General features: G+C 56.9%; 16 protein-coding genes. 3 read left to right on the top strand and 13 right to left on the bottom strand.

Annotated features, from left to right (window positions below; genetic code table 11):
• Nucleotides 1-25 precede the first annotated feature (25 nt).
• From urtE to G516_RS20685, 8 genes are all read right to left on the bottom strand, one after another.
• Complete coding sequence (gene urtE, locus G516_RS0102395) at nt 26-748, bottom strand: urea ABC transporter ATP-binding subunit UrtE (protein ID WP_028292306.1); 723 nt, start codon at nt 746-748, stop codon at nt 26-28.
• Nucleotides 745-1605, bottom strand: a complete 861-nt coding sequence (urtD, locus tag G516_RS0102390; protein ID WP_028292305.1) for an urea ABC transporter ATP-binding protein UrtD — start codon at nt 1603-1605, stop codon at nt 745-747. The genes urtE and urtD overlap by 4 nt, the downstream gene beginning before the upstream one ends.
• On the bottom strand, nt 1602-2777 hold the full coding sequence (gene urtC, locus G516_RS20695; RefSeq protein ID WP_036533840.1) for an urea ABC transporter permease subunit UrtC: 1176 nt from the start codon (nt 2775-2777) through the stop codon (nt 1602-1604). Before urtC ends, urtD begins: the two co-directional genes overlap by 4 nt.
• Nucleotides 2774-4435: an urea ABC transporter permease subunit UrtB gene (gene urtB, locus G516_RS20690; protein WP_245582588.1), complete on the bottom strand. Its 1662-nt coding sequence runs from the start codon at nt 4433-4435 to the stop codon at nt 2774-2776. Before urtB ends, urtC begins: the two co-directional genes overlap by 4 nt.
• Before the next feature lie 292 nt (nt 4436-4727).
• Nucleotides 4728-5972: an urea ABC transporter substrate-binding protein gene (gene urtA, locus G516_RS0102375; RefSeq protein WP_407635447.1), complete on the bottom strand. Its 1245-nt coding sequence runs from the start codon at nt 5970-5972 to the stop codon at nt 4728-4730.
• A gap of 413 nt (nt 5973-6385) precedes the next feature.
• A complete protein-coding gene (locus tag G516_RS0102370; RefSeq protein WP_028292303.1) occupies nt 6386-7171 on the bottom strand; it encodes a type IV pili methyl-accepting chemotaxis transducer N-terminal domain-containing protein in 786 nt (261 codons plus the stop codon).
• A gap of 311 nt (nt 7172-7482) precedes the next feature.
• Complete coding sequence (locus G516_RS0102365) at nt 7483-8427, bottom strand: response regulator transcription factor (RefSeq protein WP_245582587.1); 945 nt, start codon at nt 8425-8427, stop codon at nt 7483-7485.
• Between the two features lie 153 nt (nt 8428-8580).
• Nucleotides 8581-12174 carry an ATP-binding protein gene (locus G516_RS20685; protein WP_084644811.1) on the bottom strand — a complete coding sequence of 1198 codons (3594 nt, stop codon included), beginning with the start codon at nt 12172-12174 and terminating at the stop codon, nt 8581-8583.
• Nucleotides 12175-12573: 399 nt separating this feature from the next.
• On the opposite strand from G516_RS20685, the gene G516_RS0102355 reads away from it, so the two are divergent.
• From G516_RS0102355 to gmk, 3 genes are all read left to right on the top strand, one after another.
• Nucleotides 12574-13260, top strand: a complete 687-nt coding sequence (locus G516_RS0102355) for a glutathione binding-like protein (protein ID WP_028292301.1) — start codon at nt 12574-12576, stop codon at nt 13258-13260.
• Nucleotides 13261-13462: 202 nt separating this feature from the next.
• Nucleotides 13463-14350 carry an AEC family transporter gene (locus tag G516_RS20680; RefSeq protein WP_051218846.1) on the top strand — a complete coding sequence of 296 codons (888 nt, stop codon included), beginning with the start codon at nt 13463-13465 and terminating at the stop codon, nt 14348-14350.
• Between the two features lie 77 nt (nt 14351-14427).
• Nucleotides 14428-15042 carry a guanylate kinase gene (gene gmk / locus G516_RS0102345; RefSeq protein ID WP_028292300.1) on the top strand — a complete coding sequence of 205 codons (615 nt, stop codon included), beginning with the start codon at nt 14428-14430 and terminating at the stop codon, nt 15040-15042.
• Between the two features lie 105 nt (nt 15043-15147).
• Here gmk and G516_RS20675 read toward each other — a convergent pair whose 3' ends face one another.
• The 5 genes from G516_RS20675 to G516_RS0102320 form a co-directional block, all read right to left on the bottom strand.
• A complete protein-coding gene (locus G516_RS20675; protein ID WP_036533838.1) occupies nt 15148-16158 on the bottom strand; it encodes a dioxygenase family protein in 1011 nt (336 codons plus the stop codon).
• A gap of 194 nt (nt 16159-16352) precedes the next feature.
• A complete protein-coding gene (locus tag G516_RS0102335; protein WP_051218844.1) occupies nt 16353-17285 on the bottom strand; it encodes an FAD:protein FMN transferase in 933 nt (310 codons plus the stop codon).
• Between the two features lie 7 nt (nt 17286-17292).
• Complete coding sequence (locus G516_RS0102330) at nt 17293-18486, bottom strand: DUF3570 domain-containing protein (protein ID WP_028292298.1); 1194 nt, start codon at nt 18484-18486, stop codon at nt 17293-17295.
• Nucleotides 18483-18713: a DUF4266 domain-containing protein gene (locus tag G516_RS0102325; protein ID WP_028292297.1), complete on the bottom strand. Its 231-nt coding sequence runs from the start codon at nt 18711-18713 to the stop codon at nt 18483-18485. Before G516_RS0102325 ends, G516_RS0102330 begins: the two co-directional genes overlap by 4 nt.
• The gene (locus G516_RS0102320; RefSeq protein WP_051218843.1) at nt 18710-19282 is read right to left on the bottom strand and encodes a TlpA family protein disulfide reductase; all 573 of its coding nucleotides are present in this window, start codon (nt 19280-19282) and stop codon (nt 18710-18712) included. Before G516_RS0102320 ends, G516_RS0102325 begins: the two co-directional genes overlap by 4 nt.
• Between the last annotated feature and the right edge of the window lie 8 nt (nt 19283-19290).

Raw genomic sequence — 19290 nt, 5'->3', positions numbered from 1 at the left:
ACCACCCGGTCAGGTTTTGCCAGCATCATACCGCCAGATACTGCCGAATCAGCTCATCGGACAGATTGTCCATTTTGTCACTAGCGACGACCCGACCCTTTTCCATCAGCCGGAATTCACGGCCAACCCGGCGGGCAAAGCCCAGCTTCTGTTCGACCAGAATAACGGTTAATCCCTCTTCTGCATTGAGTTTCAGGATCACATCGCCTATTTGTTTGACGATGTTAGGCTGAATGCCTTCGTTGGGTTCGTCAAGGATCAGTACCTCGGGCTCAATAACTAACGCTCGTCCGATAGCCAATTGCTGCTGCTGACCGCCAGATAAATCGCCACCACGACGATGCATCATCTCCTTCAGGACCGGGAACAGCTCGAAGATTTTTTCCGGAATATCGTGGGTTTCATTTTCGCGTCCAAGCATTTTCAGGCGCTGCTTGCGAATCGGCAGGCCGATACGCAGGTTCTCTTCCACCGTCAGCATCGGGAAAATATCGCGGCCCTGTGGCACATAGCCAATGCCCGCCAAAGCGCGGGATTCGGCGCTTTGTTTGTGCAGAGCTTTGCCGTTCAACAGAATTTCGCCGTTGGACACTGGCAGCAAGCCCATCAGGCACTTCAACAGAGTGGTCTTACCCACACCGTTACGGCCCATGATGCAGGTGCAGGAGCCCTTTTCGATATTGAGGTTCAGGTCCCACAGAATCTGGGTGCCGCCGTAAAGCTGGTTTACCTGATTAATGGCGATCATGCGTCTTCCCCCAGATACACTTCAATCACGTCTTTGTTGGCCTGGATCTGATCCATGGTGCCTTCCGCCAGTACCGAGCCCTGATGCAGTACCGTTACTGTACGAGCGATAGAACGCACAAATTCCATATCGTGTTCCACCACAATCACAGTGCGCTCACCAGCCAGCGATTGCAGCAGTTCTGCGGTACGTTCGGTTTCCTGCGGTGTCATGCCTGCGACCGGCTCATCCACCAGTAACAAGCGCGGATCAGCCATCAGCAACATGCCGATTTCCAGCCACTGCTTCTGACCATGGGAAAGCGCACCCGCCAGCATAAAACGCTGTTCTTGCAGACCAATGATGTTCAACACCTCGTCGATGCGTTGAATCTCGGTGGGCGACAACCGCGCTAGCAGGGTCGGGATCACCCCCTTGTTGGATTTCAGCGACAGCTCGAGATTGTCGAATACCGTCTGGGCTTCGAACACGGTTGGCTTCTGGAATTTACGGCCAATGCCGAGCTGGGCAATTTCATCTTCGCTGCGGTCCAGCAGATTGATGTTGGAACCAAAATAGACGGTGCCGGAGTCCGGTTGGGTTTTGCCGGTAATCACGTCCATCAGGGTGGTTTTACCGGCGCCGTTGGCACCAATCAGACAGCGCAGCTCGCCGTCATTGATGTACAGGTTGAGATCGTTCAGTGCCTTGAAGCCATCAAAGCTCAGGTTCAGGCCTTCCACGTACAGCAGCACCTGCTTGGATACGTCCACTTGCTGGGGCTGGTCCGGCACCAGAAATGGCCAGACCTGATCCGGCCGGAAAAATTCGCTAGCCTGCTCACGGGCCTTGCTGACGCGCTCTTCAATCATGTTCATGCGCTGGCTCCTTCGGCAGTGTCACTTGTCTTGCGGTCGTTAGCTGATGACGGACCAGACGGCCCGGAAAATTTATCCTTCAACTGACCATACAAACCCATCAGTCCTTTTGGCAGATACAGGGTTACCAGCACAAACAGCGCGCCCAGCATAAATAGCCAGCCTTCCGGCAGAATGGCGGTAAAGCGGGTCTTGGCGTAATTCACCAGCAACGCCCCAACGACAGCTCCGATCAGGGTTCCACGGCCACCCACAGCGACCCAGATCACCACTTCAATGGAGTTAATTGGAGAAAACTCGCCCGGATTGATGATGCCGACTTGCGGCACGTACAAGGCACCGGCTACCGCCGCAATCACCGCCGAATACACAAACAGCCAGACCTTGTAGGTTTCGGTCTTGTAGCCGATGAAACGGGCGCGGGATTCGCTGTCGCGTACCGCCAGAATCACCTTTCCCATACGGGAGTTCATGATCCAGTGGCTGGTCACCAGCGCCACACTCAACAGAGCCGCGGTAATCAGGAACAGCACAATGCGAGTGGTATCGGATTGCAGGTCAAAGCCAAGGATGTCCTTGAAGTCGGTCAGGCCGTTGTTGCCACCAAAGCCCATTTCGTTGCGGAAGAAGGCCAGCATCAGCGCGTAGGTCAACGCCTGGGTCATGATCGACAGGTAAACGCCCGTCACGCGGGAACGAAAAGCCAGAAAACCGAACACATAAGCCAGAATACCCGGCACCAGAATCACCATGATCATGGCGAACCAGAACTGATCCATACCGAGCCAGAACCACGGCAGCTCCTGCCAGTCGAGGAACACCATAAAGTCCGGCAGGATCGGGTTGCCATACACACCACGATCACCAATCTGACGCATCAGGTACATGCCCATGGCGTAGCCACCCAGCGCGAAAAACGCACCGTGGCCAAGGCTCAAAATACCGCAGTAGCCCCAGATAACGTCGACGGCCAGTGCCAGCATGGCGTAACACAGATACTTGCCTAACAGGGTGATGGTGTAGGTACTAACGTGTAGCGCCGAACCTTCCGGCGTGAACAGGTTAAGGCAGGATGCCAGTACCGTGGCCACCAGCAGAATCATCACAAACGGCATCACTCGGCCACCCGGTTGACCACGATTGGCGAAGATAGAAGAAATCAGGGAGCTCATTCGGCCGCCCTCCCTTTTTGAGGAAACAGGCCTTTCGGACGTTTCTGAATAAACAGGATGATGAACACCAGCACCAGAATGCTGGCCAATACCGCGCCGGTGACCGGCTCAAGGAACTTGTTGGCAATGCCCAGCGAGAAAGCCGCCACCAGAGTGCCCCACAAATTACCGACGCCACCGAATACCACCACCATAAAGGAGTCGATGATGTAGCTTTGGCCGAGGTTAGGACCAACGTTCGTCAGCTGGCTCAGAGCCACACCGGCGATACCGGCAATACCGGAACCCAGACCAAAGGTCAGCGCATCCACACGATCCGAGCGAACGCCCATAGCACGGGCCATGGCACGGTTCTGCGATACCGCACGAACGTTCAGACCGAGGTTGGTTTTCTTGAGGATGATCAACAGCGCGAAGAACACCAGCAGCGCAAACGCCAGGATGTACAAGCGGTTCAGCGTCAGTGACAGCACCGGGTTGATGTCCAGCGTGCCGGACATCCAGCTTGGAGTGGATACCGGTACGTTCTGCGGCGAAATCACCGTGCGCACCAGCTGCTGCAGGAACAGGCTGATACCAAAGGTCGCCAGCAGCGTTTCTAACGGGCGTCCATGGAGATGGCGAATCACACCACGCTCAATGGCGACACCCACCAGACCAGACACAATGAAGGCCGCCGGAATCGCAATCCAGATAGACAGGTCGATGTGATTCGGCAGCAGCATCTGAATGATGTAGGTGGTGTAAGCGCCCAACATGATCATTTCGCCGTGGGCCATGTTGATCACCCCCATCACACCAAAGGTGATAGCCAGACCAATGGCTGCCAGCAGCAGTACCGAGCCGAGGCTCAGGCCAAAAAACAGCTGGTCGACAAAGCCGTAGAACTCGACTTTCTCCTGAATCTTGCTCAAAGCCTTACTGGCAGCAGCGGATGCCTTGGCGTTGTAGTCGCTGTGATCCGGCTCCATTTCCGCATACTGGCGCAGCAGGTTACGCACATCCTGCTCCAGACTGCCTGACAGCTGTTCGATAGCGTCCATTTTTTCTACATCCGAGTTGCCTTCGGCCAGGGCGTACATCGCCAGCGCCAGATCCATGGTCGCCATAACATCGGCATCGGTTTCATTTTCACGGGCTTCGCTGATGGCCAGCACCGTGCTGTCGTCGAGGTCGGACAGCAGGCTGCGAACCGCTGCGCCACGCTTGGCAGGGTCTTCGGAAGACAATTGAATGCGCGAGATAGAATCACGCAGGAAACCGCGTAACTTGTTGTTTACACGAATCTTTTTGGTATCGCGCTTGCCAAGGCCAGTGACCGGTTCAGCGGTCAGGAGGTCCTTGTAGGAGGTCTCACCGTCGACTTCCTGCTGGCCAACCACCCGCCCTGTGGCTTTTACGTAATAGAGGTCGCCATTCAGCATGGTACGGAACAGCGGCAGCATGGTTTCACCACCTTCACGTGCCAGTGCTTCCAGCACAGGAATGGCTTTGGTCAGCGACTTTTCTGTCAGCTGCTGCACCAGTTTCGGAATGGTTTCAGAGTCGGAATGGCCGGCCTGAATGGCAGCTTCAGCGGCGTCAGGCTCGGCGCCATGGGAAAGCGCGGGCAGCAAACACCCCATCAGCCAGAAACTGATGCACATTAGTTTTTTCACGTTGATCTCCGCTTCGGTTGTAACACCCCGCAGTGGCGGGTGAAGCTGTGGATAAATGGGTGGTGCGAGGTCGTTTTAATTTGAAGGTACAGCAGGCTATCCGTTAAGTGACATTCCTTACTGCACCCGCAAATACATGCGTCTTCACCGGATTCACATCGGAGCAGGATGGGCCAAGCCCATCGGTTGTTGGGCGGGGCCCAACCTACCCTGACGTTAACATCCGGAGGAATTGAACCCGGTATCAGGGATACCCGGTTCCAGTTCCTCCGACAGTCTCCAGGAACAAGCCTTACTCGGCAGTGGCCATGCTGCCACCACACGACTTGGTCTTGACGTTGTAGTTGCCGCACTCGGTAGGCGCAGTCCAGTCAGCGATCAGGTCCTTGGAACCTGGCAGGAAGTCGGACCATGCGTCACCAGCCACCACGCCGTCGGTTTCCCAAACCACTTCAAACTGGCCGTCGTCCTGAATTTCGCCAATCAGAACCGGCTTGCTCAGGTGGTGGTTTTTGTTCATCACCGCAACACCACCCGTCAGGTTCTTCACTTCCTGACCGATCATGGCTTTTTCAACCGCGTCTACGTCGGTAGTACCGGCTTTCTCAACCGCTTGCGCCCACATTTTGAAACCAATGTAAGTCGCTTCCATCGGGTCGTTGGTGACGCGGTCTTCGTTCTTGATGAAGGTTTTCCAGGTATCGATGAACTGTTCGTTTTCCGCGGTATCCACGGACTGGAAGTAGTTCCAGGCGGCCAGGTGGCCTACCAATGGTTTGGTGTCGATACCGGACAGTTCTTCTTCACCTACCGAGAAGGCAACCACCGGGATGTCTTCCGCAGAGATACCCTGGTTACCCAGTTCCTTGTAGAAAGGTACGTTGGCGTCGCCGTTGATGGTAGAAACCACGGCAGTCTTCTTACCCTTGCTGCCGAATTTCTTGATGTCGGAAACGATGGACTGCCAATCGGAATGACCGAATGGGGTGTAGTTCACCATGATGTCCTTGGCGTCCACGCCTTTGGACTTCAGGTAAGCTTCCAGAATCTTGTTGGTGGTGCGTGGGTAAACGTAGTCGGTGCCAGCCAGTACCCAACGCTCAACGTCGAGGTCGTTCATCAGGTAGTCAACCGCTGGAATGGCCTGCTGGTTCGGCGCTGCACCGGTGTAGAACACGTTTTTGGAAGACTCTTCACCTTCGTACTGAACCGGGTAGAACATCAGGCCGTTCAGTTCTTCAATCACTGGCAGTACCGATTTACGGGACACTGACGTCCAACAACCGAAAATCACATCCACGTCTTTTTCAGTCAGCAGCTCACGGGTTTTTTCCGCAAACAGAGGCCAGTTGGAAGCCGGGTCAACCACGACAGGCTCGAGCTTTTTGCCCAACAAACCGCCTGCCTTGTTCTGCTCTTCCACCATCATCAGTACGGTGTCTTTCAGCGTGGTTTCGGAGATCGCCATGGTGCCGGACAGGGAGTGCAGTACACCGACTTTAATGGTGTCTTCTGCGGTCGCGGTAAAGGTAACCATGGACGTACCCAGTGCCAGAGTGACACCTGCAAACAGCTTGTTGAATTTCATATCGAGTTCCTGTGCTCGTTATCGTTTGTGGCCAGATGGCCTTCCCCAGAACAGTTTCAGTATTCGATATTCTTGTAACGGCAGGTATTGGCCGATTAACGCAAGCCCATGCGTTGTTTTACGTAGCGGGGTACGTCATTTGACGTAGGTGCTCTGGCGTCTGGCGCCTGGCCAATAGCGTGGGAGGGAGCTTGCTCTCGATAAACCATCGCCAGCAAAGCAACAAAGTAAAAACAGCAGGCACAAAAAAGCCGCTCAAAGAGCGGCACAAGGGTATCCAACCAGCATGATCAAGGGAGCTAAGACCATGGTTACCTGGCTGAGGGGCAACGACTGCGCCCACTCCAACGACGGAGAGCCGATCAGGAGTTGCGCGCAGCCATAATCTGTTCGTACATTTTGGTGATGTCGTTCATTTTCCAGAGGATGGATTCGGTGGTCACTGAGATAACGGTCGGCACATAGCGACCGGATTCATCCAGTTTGAAGCCGCTTTGCGAGAAGGCCCATTGGCTGCCTACCCGTTGCAGGGCTTGCTCGACTTCCGGGGTGTTCATGCCAGAGGCTTGCAGTTTTTGCAGGGATTTTTCGAACAGCGCGATGGAGTCGGAAAATTCCTGACGTACTTCATCGGAATCAATGCGCCAATACATCGCCAGATAGGCCTTGGCAATGCGCTGCGACAACATCCGCTGACGGCCGGAAATATTGACCAGCTCGGCACTTGGGACGTTGGCGAATTTGGCAATCTCCACCACCACGTCGTTACAGGCCGTCAGCAGCTGGCGGTTTTCTTCCATAAACCCGAGGATTTGTTCTTTGTTGGGTTTTTTCAGCAAGCCACCACGATGCTGGTTCCAGATGCCTTGCACCTTGTTCAGGCGGGCTTTGATCTGGTCGGTGGGTGCGTAGTTCATCAGCGCTTCCAGGCGCTCTTCGAACAGCCCCATGGATTCGTCAAGCTGCTGCTGGGCAACGTCGGTTTTAACGTCGGCACCAATCATCAAATAGCTTTTCATCATGCGCTGGGACAGCATGCGCTGGCTGCCGGAAACGTTGATGGCCTCGGCGTCGTTCATGGCAAATGAGGGAACGCTGAAGCCCAGCAGGCTGGCAAGTACCAGCAAGGAAGTGATCAGGTTTTTCATTCGATCCTCCACTCTCTGTAGTCGGGTAACTGTGATACCACAGCGATCTCCCGAAGAGCGGACAAAAAAATAGCCAACCTCACAGGAGATCAGCTTTGATCTGCGATCAAATGACGGCTGGAGGGGATATCCCCAGCCTGCATCGGAGTCTTGCAAGTGCTCCGCCGTTGGAACACTGTTACTAAACTACCCGAAGAGTTGAGTGGTGAACAGAATTGTAGGACAACTCACTTTGCCAATACCGACAATTGAATGCCCGTTTAGCTATTTTGACCTTGAACACTGTTACAAAAGCTGTCAGTAGCGACGCCTTACTCGACAGCCAGCAATCGCAGTGCTACGCCTGCCGCCGCCGTGCGGTTTTCCACCCCCAGTTTCACAAACACCTGCTCCAGATGCTTGTTCACAGTACGTGGGCTCATGCCCAGAATTTCAGCGGCATCGCGGTTGGCCTTGCCATTGGCAATCCAGTACAAGACTTCCGACTCCCGCTCGGTCAGGCCCAACTGCTGACGCAGCATGGCGGCCCCGGTGGGGCGTTCGCCGTCAATCAGCTTCAACAGCGCCTGACCATTGCTCTGGGTTTCGACAAAGCGTACCGACAAGGGGTAGGAAATATCGTTAAACACCAGTGTCTGCCCGGCGGAAAGAGGCTGACTCAGCCACTGCTGTAACTGCGGTGCCAGCACCGCTTTCAGGGTCAGGTCATCGACCCGGGCTTTGGACAGCAAAGCATGAACCTGCGGGGTCGCCCAGCTGGGCAGGCCATCGACAGCCACCGTGAGCAGGTGCTGGCCGGTGGAGTCCAGTGCCGTGTGTGCACTGTGGGTAAGACGGGCATTCTTCAAATGTACCCGCATGCGGGCCAGCAATTCCTGCGGTTTGATTGGCTTGGTGAGGTAGTCGACACCGCCAGCATCCAGACCTTTCACCACGTGCTCGGTTTCGGTCAGGCCGGTCATAAAGATCACTGGAATGGCGGCCAGCTCAGGGTCGCTTTTCAGCAACCGACAGGCTTCAAAACCGTCCATGTTCGGCATGATGGCATCCATCAGGATCATGTCCGGCTTCATTTTGCGGGCAATGTTGAGCGCCTGACGGCCTTCCAGCGCCACCAGCACCTCGACTCCGGCGGCTTCCAGGGCGTCGTTGATCAGGCTCAGTGAATCGGGGGAGTCGTCCACCACCAACACCATGTCCGCCCGGCTTTCGGGAGCGGTGGTACTGGCAAAACCGGATTCCGTTGTGGACATCATGACGGGAGCATTCCTGCTTCTGAAAACTGCAAAGGAGTTTGATTCTCGTCGATAAGCTTCATCAAACACAAGCGCCATGGTCCGATTTGCCCAGTCAATCCCGTGCTCTGCTGGGCCATTTGGCGGGCCGGTGTGGTCAGAGTCATGTCAGAGTCATGATTGTGTGCTGTCCGGTTGGGCATCCGCCAGCAGTTGTTCGCAGGCGTGCTGCAATCCCTGATACTGATACCCTGCCGCTAACTGTTGCAATGACGTCAGCCAACCCGGCTTAGCGGTGTCAGTGGCTATAGCGATGTCAGTAGCGATATCAGTAGCCACAACACTGTCAGTCAGCGCCTCCAGACACTGCTGGACGCCCTTGCGATAGCCCATTTCCGCATACGCCATCAGCTCGCGCAGCTGTTGCTGCTGATGTTCATTCAGTTGCTCGAGTTTTGCCTCTTCCGAGGCCGTTGCAGCGGTGGACGGCTGCGCCCAGGACCACTGCAATTGCAGTTGTTCCGCCAGTACGCTCAACAGCCGTCGGTTAGCCACCGGCTTGACCAGATAGTCGTTGTAAATGGCCTGTTCATCGGCACTGCGATCCTGCTCCTGAGCATCCGCCGATAGCATCACCAAAGGCACGTCGAGCCCTTGCTGACGCAACAGCGCCGCCAGTTGCAAACCGCTCATGCCCGGCATTGAGATGTCCAGCAAAAACAGATCCGGCACCTTGCCCATCAGCTCGTCCAGCAAGCCAAGGCACTGCTCGGCGCTGCTGGCTTCCAGCACCTGAAAGCCCAACGGCCGTAGCAAATCGGCCAATAATCCCCGTACCACCGGATCATCGTCGACTAGCATCAGCGTACGTTGATAGCCCTGGTAACCAACCAGATGACGGGTATCGGCCAGCTCGTCTTCAGAGCGGGCGCTGTCGGTTTGGTCGCTCAGCCACGGCAACATCAGCGAAACCCGGAAGCAACTGCCCTTGCCCGGCTCACTGTCGACTTGCAAATCGCCGCCCATGATGTCGACCAGCAGCCGCACAATGGTCAGTCCGAGGCCGGTGCCCGGCAGGCTGGCGGTGGCCTGATCACGGACGCGCTCGAACGGGTCAAAAATCCGCTTGAGTGCCTCGCCATCAATGCCCGGCCCGGTGTCCCGAATAGAAAACTCCGCCACCTGATTGCGGTAGCGAATGTCGAAATGCACCTCACCCGACGGGGTGTATTTCACCGCATTCGACAGCAGGTTGATCAGAATCTGGCGCAGACGTTTTTCATCGGCCATGGTCCACTGCGGCAGCTTGCCCTGCACCGAGCTCTCAAACCGAATGCCCTTTTTGCTGGCTTCCATGGCAAACATGGCTTGCAGCTGGTCAATCACGGCAGGCAGCTCGACCCGCTCGCGGAACAGCTCCAGCCGCCCGGCTTCAATGCGGGAAATATCCAGCAGACCGTCGATCAGGTCGGTCAGGTACTGGCCCGAACGCTGGATAATTTGCAGACCATTGCGATGAAAATCCGGGGTATCGGTGCGGTTATCCAGCAGGTGGGCGTAACCGATCACCGATTGCAGTGGCGTTCTCAGCTCGTGACTGATGCCCGTCAAATAACGGCTCTTGGCGGCATTGGCACGCTCAGCCAGCTCCTTGGCCTGTTGCAGCTCGCGGTCGGTTTCCTCGTGGGCCTCGATTTCGGTCATCAGCTTGCGGGTCTGGCGGTTGGATTCCTTTTGCGCCACCACGCGGCTTTCATGGGCCAGCAGGAACAACCAGGACACCACCCCGGAAACAATCAGCAGGGTGAAAAACAAGGTCCAGAGGGTTTGCTGCAACAGCTCAATCTCGGCCGCCGACTGCGGTGCCATCTGCCGGTAAATCAACGCCAGCAAGGCGGCATTGAGCAGGTTCACCACCAGCAACAAACCCACAAACTGCCCCAGCCGGGAGTTCACCAGCCTGACGGTGGCGGTGGAGACAAACTTCGACAGGAAATGGGTAATCTGCCGCGACACCCGGCCGTAGGGTTTGCAGGCATCCATGCAGCGCACATCGAGGCTGCAACACAAGGAACAGATGGGCAGTGCATAGGCCGGGCACCAGCTCATGTCTTCCGGCTCGAAGTGGTTTTCACACACACCGCACTTATGGGTACCGCTGTGGCTGTGCTGCAAGGCATCGGGCAACGGTCGTCCTTGCGTTGCCGCATCCACCGGTGCCGGGGTCAGTGCCAGTTCATCCAGCTCTGGTGAGGTACGCGCCAGATAGTATTTGCCGCCGGTCATCCAGGCGATAAAGGGCACCGCGATAAAACACACCAACAGGCTGACAAAGTGACTCAGGGTCGCCAGCACATCGCCAAATACCCCGAGATACGACAACACTCCCAGCGTCGTCGCCAGCAGCATGGAGCCAACCCCAACCGGGTTGATGTCGTACAGGTGCGCCCGTTTGAACTCGAGGGTTTTCGGGCTCAGGCCCAGCGGTTTGTTGATCAACAGATCAGCCGCCAGCGAACCCAACCAGCTGACCGCCAGAATCGCAAACACCCCCAGTACCGCTTCCAGCGCCTGATAAATGCCCAATTCCATCAACAGCAAGGCAATGGTGACGTTGAACACCAGCCACACCACCCGGCCCGGATGGGAATGCGTCAGCCGCGAGAAAAAATTCGACCAGGCAATCGAGCCCGCATAGGCGTTGGTGACGTTAATTTTCATCTGCGAAATGATCACCATCAGCGCCGCCAGCAGCAGTGCCGTTCCCTCTGACTGGGTCAGGTAAAAATACACCCGCTGATACATATGGGTCGGATCGGTGGCTTCGGCGTAGCTCATGCCCTGGGTAATGGCCAGATAGGCCAGAAACGAGCCCAGCAGCATTTTGATCATGCCGATCAACACCCAGCCCGGCCCCGCCAGAATCAGCCAGAACCACCAGCGTTTGCGGTTGTTGTCGTTTTTCGGCGGCATAAATCGCAAATAATCCACCTGCTCGCCGATTTGCGGCACCAGTGCAAAAAACACCGAGGCAGCCGCCCCAAACAGCAGGATGTTGAAGCTGCCGGCAGCGCTGTTGACGGCACCGGCGGCAACATCCGCTTCCGGTAGGCTGTCCGCCGCTGGCAAGGCCTGCCCAAGGCCACTGAAACCGGTCCAGGCGGCCAAATGCTCCGACTCGTTAATGATCACCACCGCCAGTGCCGCCAGCTGCAAGGCCACCCACAACAACTGGGTGCCTGACTGGAATTTACTGATGGTCTTGATGCCGTGGGTCACAATCGGAATCACCGCCACCGCACAAAGGAAGTAACCAATCGCTAACGGCACACCCAGCAGGGCATGCAGAGCACCGGCCAGAATCACCGCCTCGATGGCAAAGAAAATAAACGTGAAGGTGGCGTAAATCAGCGAGGTCAGGGTCGAGCCCAAATAGCCAAAGCCTGCTCCGCGGGTCAGCAAATCGATATCGAGTCCGTGACGGGCGGAGTAGTAGGTGATCGGGAAACCGGTGATAAAAAACAACAGACACACCACCAGCATAGCAGCGACGGTGTTGGTAAAGCCGTAATTCAGGGTAACCGCTGCGGCTATGCCTTCCAGCGCCAGAAACGCTGTGGCGCCCAGCGCCGTTTGCGCCACCCGTTCGATCGACATCCGGCGACCGCTACGAGCGGTAAAGCGCAGCGCAAAGTCTTCCAGCGTCTGCTCGGTGACCCATTTGTTGTAGTGGCGGCGAACCTTGAATATTCGTTGAGACGCAGACATGCAAAGACAACACGCAAATCAGCGAGCATAACCACTTGCTGACGGATTACGAGCGACGAATGTGGCCAGCCCTGCAATTGGCAATTTTGTCTTGGGCAGCTGGAACACGCTCTCAGCAGGCCCTCTGCAACAAGCCCGCTGCAACAATCCGTTCTGGTTAAGGAACGTACAAAACCGAACCAGGAGCTTAAGCAAGTGCCTTATAAACAGCGCCTGCCGTTCAGTGCCTGAAACCTGATATAGCAGCTTGATATTGGAGCTTGATATTGGAGCTTGATATCGCAGTTTGGTCTCGCAGCTTGATATCGGCACGGGACAACAGGCTCAAACAACAAATACACGCCATTCCGGGGCTGGGCTACGCCCATCCCGCAGTAGAGGGATGCGCAGGAGGCAATCATGTTCAAGCCATACACCATTACGGAACGCTGGCCCGCCACCAACCCGGACATTATCCAGCTCTACAGCGTCGATACCCCCAACGGTCTGAAAGTCTCTGCCATGCTGGAAGAATGCGGTCTGGCGTATGAAAAACACCTCGTCAGCTTCAGCGACGACGAGCAACACTCGGCGGAATTCCAGTCGCTCAACCCGAACGGCAAGATCCCCGCCATCATTGATCCGCACGGCATGGACGGCAACCCACTGGGACTGTGGGAGAGCGGAGCCATCCTGATCTACCTGGCGGAGAAAACCGGCCGTTTTATCCCCAGCGATCACCACGCGCGCTACCGCACCATTCAATGGCTGATGTTCCAGATGGGTGGCATCGGCCCGATGTTCGGGCAATTTGGCCACTTCCACTCCTACGGCGGCGCCAACATTGAAGACCCCTACGCGCTGGAGCGTTATAAGGGCGAAACCCAACGTCTGCTGACGGTACTCAATGAGCGACTGCAAAACCGCACCTGGATCATGGGCAACGACTACACCATTGCCGACATCGCCAGCTGGCCATGGGTACGCGCCCTGACGGTGCACTACGAAGCCCGCGAGACATTGGAATTGAGCAATTACCCCAACGTCACCCGCTGGCTGAACCTGTGTCTGGAACGCAGCGCCAGTGTGGCGGTACTGAACGACTGATTCTGTCCTTGACGGGACAAGCCACCGGCCTCACGCTGGTGGCTCATTCGGGACACTCCGAAGGCCAGTGACCCTATCAATTAAATTGATACATAACGGCCGTTACCTAATTAGTCAGCCATAGAAGTACCCCGTAAACTCCGGCGCTTATCCTGACGATTCTGGCACCTTCCAAGCCATCTGGTGCCTGCTGGAGCCCTTCATGTTGCATGCCCTCGCCACGGCACTGACCCCCATCTTCAGTCTGATGTTGCTGGGGATTCTGTTAAGCCGCAAAACCGACTATCTGGACAGCCCCCAACTGGGCAGCCTGGTGTCCAATGTCGGGATTCCTGCCTTGCTGTTGCACTCGGTACTGGTGATGGAAATGGACGTCGAAGCCATGGGTAGCCTGATTCTGTCGACGGTGGTGATTCTGGCTTTGGTCGCCATGATCAACTGGGGACTGCTGAAGTTACTGAAGCTGAGCCCGACGTTTTATGTCTCGCCATTGACCAACCCCAACACCGGCAACCTCGGCTTGCCGGTCTGCTTCGCCTTCTTTGGACAACCGGGCCTGGCGGCCGGAATCGTGATTTCATCGGTGGTGCAGATCAGCCACTTCACCCTTGGCACCGGCACCATGTCGGGCAGCTACCACCCCAAAGCACTGTTGAAAAACGGCCCGGTAATGGCATTGCTGCTGGGCGCGCTGCTGTTGTTACTGGATTGGCAACTGCCGACCCCGGTCATGAACACTCTCGATATGCTGGGCTCTATCACCCTGCCAGTGATGCTGTTACTGCTGGGCCGCTCGGTGTCGCAGCTGAAGCTGTCCGACAAGGGCGCATTAGGGCGCGTACTGCTGTTTTCGGCCTGGCGACCGCTGGTCGGCGTCGCTGTGGCGTTTGTGGTGACCCGCTTTATGCCCCTCAGCAGCACCGAGCAGCTCACCATGATGGTGCAGATGGCCATGCCTATGGCGGTCATCAGCTACCTGCTCACCGTCAAATACGGCGGTCCGAAAGACGAAATTGCGCTGATGATTTTGCTGTCGATGCCCTTTTCGTTTCTTACCGCCAGCGCGGTCTGGTGGTTTGGCCTGCATTAAACCCCGGGGCCGCCATCGCCTGCCAATTCGGGTTATACTGGATAGCTATTCACGAACATGTTCGGATCTCTGAGACAATGATTGGCACCCTGTTTATTTTTTCGGCCCCATCCGGTGCCGGCAAAACCAGTCTGGTAAACGCCCTGCTGAAAACCACCAAGCACATTGGTGTGTCGGTATCCCACACCACCCGCGCGCCGCGTCCGGGTGAGGAAAACGGCGTGGCTTATCACTTTGTGTCTGTCGACGAATTCAAAACCATGATCGGCAACGCGGCCTTTCTGGAACACGCTCAGGTGTTCGACAACTTCTACGGTACTTCCCAGCCATGGGTGGAAAGCGAGTTGGCGGCCGGCCGCGACGTGATTCTGGAAATTGACTGGCAAGGTGCCGAGCAGGTGCGCAAGCTGATGCCGGAAGCCGTGTCGGTGTTTATTGCGCCGCCGTCCATCGAAGCCCTGCGTGAGCGCCTGACCAAGCGTGGTCAGGACGACGAAGCCACCATTGAACGCCGCATGCGCGACGCCCAGTCTGAAATGAGCCACTACTGCGAATACGACTACCTGATCATCAACGACAACTTCGACAACACCCTCGAAGAGTTGCGCTCCATTGTGATCGCCCGTCGTCACCGTCTGGAAGCCCAGCGTGAACGTCACGCCGACACCCTGCAAGGCCTGTTAAACGGCTAACTCCGTTTAACCGCAAGAATACAAAACGCCCGTCAGGAGTGATCCCGACGGGCGTTTTTATGGCCGATTTTTTGGCCAAAGGAGCGGTCACAGGGGCGGTCAGAATCAGAAACCACCCGGCGGAGTGCCGCCCATATCCCCATCTGGTGGTGTCCCGCCCATGCCACCGCCACTCATGTCATCACTGCTGTCAGAGCGGCTGTAACCATTGCTGCTGTCGATCATCAGCTCTTTCCAGGCCAACAGGGAGCCGTCCGACATTTTGTGGGTATCCAGCAGATACTCTTCGTAGCCGGTGCTCGGAAACACGGTGTCGTCGTAGTTGTAGGTATCCGGCAAACCGCGACCGGTGTCGCTGTAGTCGGTGCAGTTGGTGATGATGTCGTCGACCAACGTGTCGGCAAAACCCACCTGGGAGGTTACGTAGGTCAAGTCGTCGATGATCACCATAAAGTGAATGTGCACCGCCCGGCTCGAGTACCAGCTTGGCCAGCAGGTGCTGAACCAGACATAGCCATCGTCGTCGGTGGTTTGGGTGCCGCGAAAGAAATCGTTGCTGGTGTATTCCTCATCGCCGCCGGTGCAGAAATCCACCGCGGTCATGCCATCGCCGGAGTAGACCCCGTAGCGGTCGCAATGCCAGATATCGACCACCGCGCCAGCCACCGGATCGCAGTTTTCGTCCACCACCCTGAAGCACAAACGGGTTGGCAAACCGTCGAGCCCTTCGGAAATGTCTTCCCGCTCAACAGAATCCGAATAACAGGGGCCTTCGGTGGTTTCGGTGGTGAGGGTGCAAGTGGAATAGCTGCCCTCCTCGAAGGGGTTGGGGTACTCCACCGTGGCGTTGCTGGTGCCGCCCGTCGCCCAGTCAACATCGCTGTTGTCCTGACTCAGGGATTCCGTGCTGCTGGAATCGTCCGTCGAGCTATCAGAAGAGCTATCAGTAGCGCTATCCGAAGTGCTGTCATCGGTTGTTGTGCTGCCCGCGGTCGAGCTGTCTGAACTGCTGCCGCAGCCCACCAGACCACTAACAGGAATGGCAACGGCCAATGACGCCGAGCTGAGCAAGAGTTTGCGACGGCTGATTACGTCCATCGAAGGCGTATTTTTCATAAGAGAGTCCTCATCCATGCCATGAACAGAAACTGCTGATGGTGCTAATACCGCTGATGAGGGTAGCCCGAGAAACACTGTGTTTTTTTAAGAAAACGGCCAACCAGACAAAGCCATACCCTTCTTTACCGCCATGCCAACATTTTCATACCGCCAACGGCGTTTTGCTCACAGAGCACCACAGAGTGCCAACGTTATTCCACACTTGGCTGGTCTGGCCAGCGATGCTGGCGACCGTCTGTAGTGACCGCCAGAAAGGCTTGTTTCTGCTGTTGCAGCCACGCCAATGCTGTCGCCTGTTTGAGCATGGCAATGGTCGACAAACAACCGGCCAACAGCGCACTGCCAGACACCACCGTGACCGACGCCCAGTAGTCCACCGGGTAGCCGGTGCGCGGGTTAAGAATATGGCAATAACGACGGCCATCCAGATCAAAGCCCCGTTCGTAATTGCCACTGCTGGCAACACCACCCTGATACACCGGCAGCCCGGCCAGCGGCTGATCCGGTTGCGCGGGGTTACGCACCGCCACGAGCCAGGGTGAGCCGTCGGCCTTCGGGCCGAGCACCTGAATATCGCCGCCAAAGTCGATCAGACCGGAGCGAATGCCCAGCTGCTGACACACCGCCGCCGCCCGATCAACGGCGTATTCCTTGCCAAGGCCACCGAGGTCCAGCTCCATATCGGCGGGAATCTGAACCTGATCCGATTGCAGCTGCATACGCTCCAGCCCAATCCGCCGTAACAAGGGTTGCAGGGTCTGCGGTTCGGGAAGCCGCGGCTGGCGAAAATCCCACGCCTGTTGCAATACCCCCGAGCTGATATCAAACAGTCCGTCGCTCTGTTGAAAGCACAGCCAGGCAAAATTCAGCAACTGATGAGTCTCAGCATCAATCGGGCAAGCCAAACCGGCGCGGGCATTCAGCTGCGACAGCACGCTGTCTGGTTGATAGCGGGAATATTTGGCTTCGATACGGCGGGTCTCAGCTTCCACCGCCGCTGCTGCTTGCTGCGTCAGACGGCGGTCGTCACAGCCAAGATGCAACTCACAAGGGCCACCCAACGCCGTGAAATGACAGCGCCAGAGCCCCTCCGCAACCTCCTGGATCACCTCTCGAGTAACCATTGCGGCATCAGTACTGATAAGACACTCCCAGACTGAACAGCTGATAGTCCACCAGCCCCGGAGTTTCCTTGTCAGTATCTCCCACCAGCGCCAGACCTTCCGAGGCATCGTAGGTTTGGTAGTCCAGCGACAGCGACCAGGCCTTCCAGCCCAACTCGGAACTGAGCCCCAGCGCCAAGGCACCATAGGTCGACAAACGGGCATCCGAGCTGTGCGGGTTATTGGCATCCGGCGTTTGTTCAAGGCCATAAAACGCCGCCTGACTCTGGCGGTAGTAACGCAGCATCGGTGTCAGCTCAAAGCGCCAGTGAACCCCTGTCCAGCGGCTCACCAGCCGGGTGGTGAGAGTCTGCGAACGCACGGACCAGTCGTCCTGATACCAGCGGGCATCCAGATGCCAGCCGTTTTCTTGCCCTGGCCCCCAGCGGAGGTAGTGGCGGTAGCGACTGCTCAATGCCAGCATGGCGCGGCTGTCGGGGCGGCGATCGTCGGTTTTGTAGGGGTCGGACAGATAACCACTGCTGTGGGTAGCAACCAACCCCAGATTCAGCGCCGAATCCTTGTTCAGCACCAGCGATACGCCCTGAAACAGCGACACCGTGGTTTTGGTTGCGCCATCGGCCTGCTGACGGGCTGTGGATAACTCCGGATCAGTTGGCGACAGGGTGTCATGAGCCAGGCTCACGCCGCCCTGCAAGGTCGCCATGTCGTTAAACAGAGCCAACGAGCCATTCACCCCGGCTGCTAACGACTGATAGTCGTTTTCGCTGGAAATCGCCACCGAGCCACCCACGGTGCCCTGCTCGAAATAGCGGGTAGGCGCCAGCTTCAGGTCGATGCGGGTGTCGTCGATGCTGGCACCGCTCATCACCAGCACGCTTTGGCCGTCGCTGTTTTCGTAGGTCTGCATCGGTGATGCACCGGACATGGTTTCGTATTGCAGCTCAGAGGTCAGGTACCAGTCGTCGGCAATCGGCGTATCGAACCCCAGTTGGTGCACATTGACGCTATAGCGGTCGGTAACACCGTTGAAGGTCCGCGAGGCCGGGGCATCGTCTTCCTGATACTGGCTGTTGCGGTAACTGATGACGCGTTCGTCGGGACGCGCTTCTGCCTGTGCATCCGCCACCGGCAACGCCATACTGGCGGCCGCTGCCGACAACACCGCAAAGGCGGTTAACGGCTTCTGTTGCTGACTCATCCGTTGCACCCGCAACCACCACCAGCGGCCCCAAAACCGCCCGAGCTGGCTTCCTTGCTGCTGTGAATATGATCATCGAGGCTGCGCTTGAGGGCATTGCTGTCCCAGCTCATGACGTCAGAGCCCAAATGGCCTCGCTGCCAGGGGGCCACCTGGGCACACCCCGATGCCAGCAACAGACTGCCGCACAGTAGCCCGGCAGCAACACGAGTGATTCCCTTGTTCATGACGGGTCCGCCAATACCGCTTCAATTTGCTGACGAATCTCAGCCTCGTCCTTGCTGCTGAAGCCTGCATGCACCCAACGCACCACGCCTTTGCGGTCAATCAGGACCGCCGTTGGCATGCCCATGACCTTGTACTTCTCTGGCAGGGTCGCCATGCCATCGAACAGATTGGTGTAGGTGACGCCGTAACGTTCAACAAACTTCAGAGCCGGGGCTTGTTCGTCGTCGAGATTGACCGCCAGAATCCGCAAGCCCTCTGACGCTAGCTCCTGATGCAGGGCTTCCATAAACGGCATCGACTTGCGGCACGGCGCACACCAGGATGCCCAGAAATCCAGATACACCACCTGACCACGGTGATCCTGCAGGGATTGTTCAGCTTTAGTTCCCAGAACAGGTAAACGGAAGTCCGGTGCCGGATCACCGGCACTGACGGCCATCGCACTGGCAGGAAGCAGTCCCATTGCCACCACCGCCATTAACGTCAAAGCCGGTTTTTTCACCATACCCTGCGCCTGACGGGCCGCCGTGGCAGCACCAGCACACAATGTTGATAATTTGATACGCATTCGAAAAC

This window comes from Oceanobacter kriegii DSM 6294, assembly GCF_000422845.1.
Classification (GTDB): Bacteria; Pseudomonadota; Gammaproteobacteria; order Pseudomonadales; family Oceanobacteraceae; genus Oceanobacter; species Oceanobacter kriegii.
Note: the sequence above shows the minus strand (reverse complement) of the source record. Positions and strands in the feature narration are given on the sequence as shown.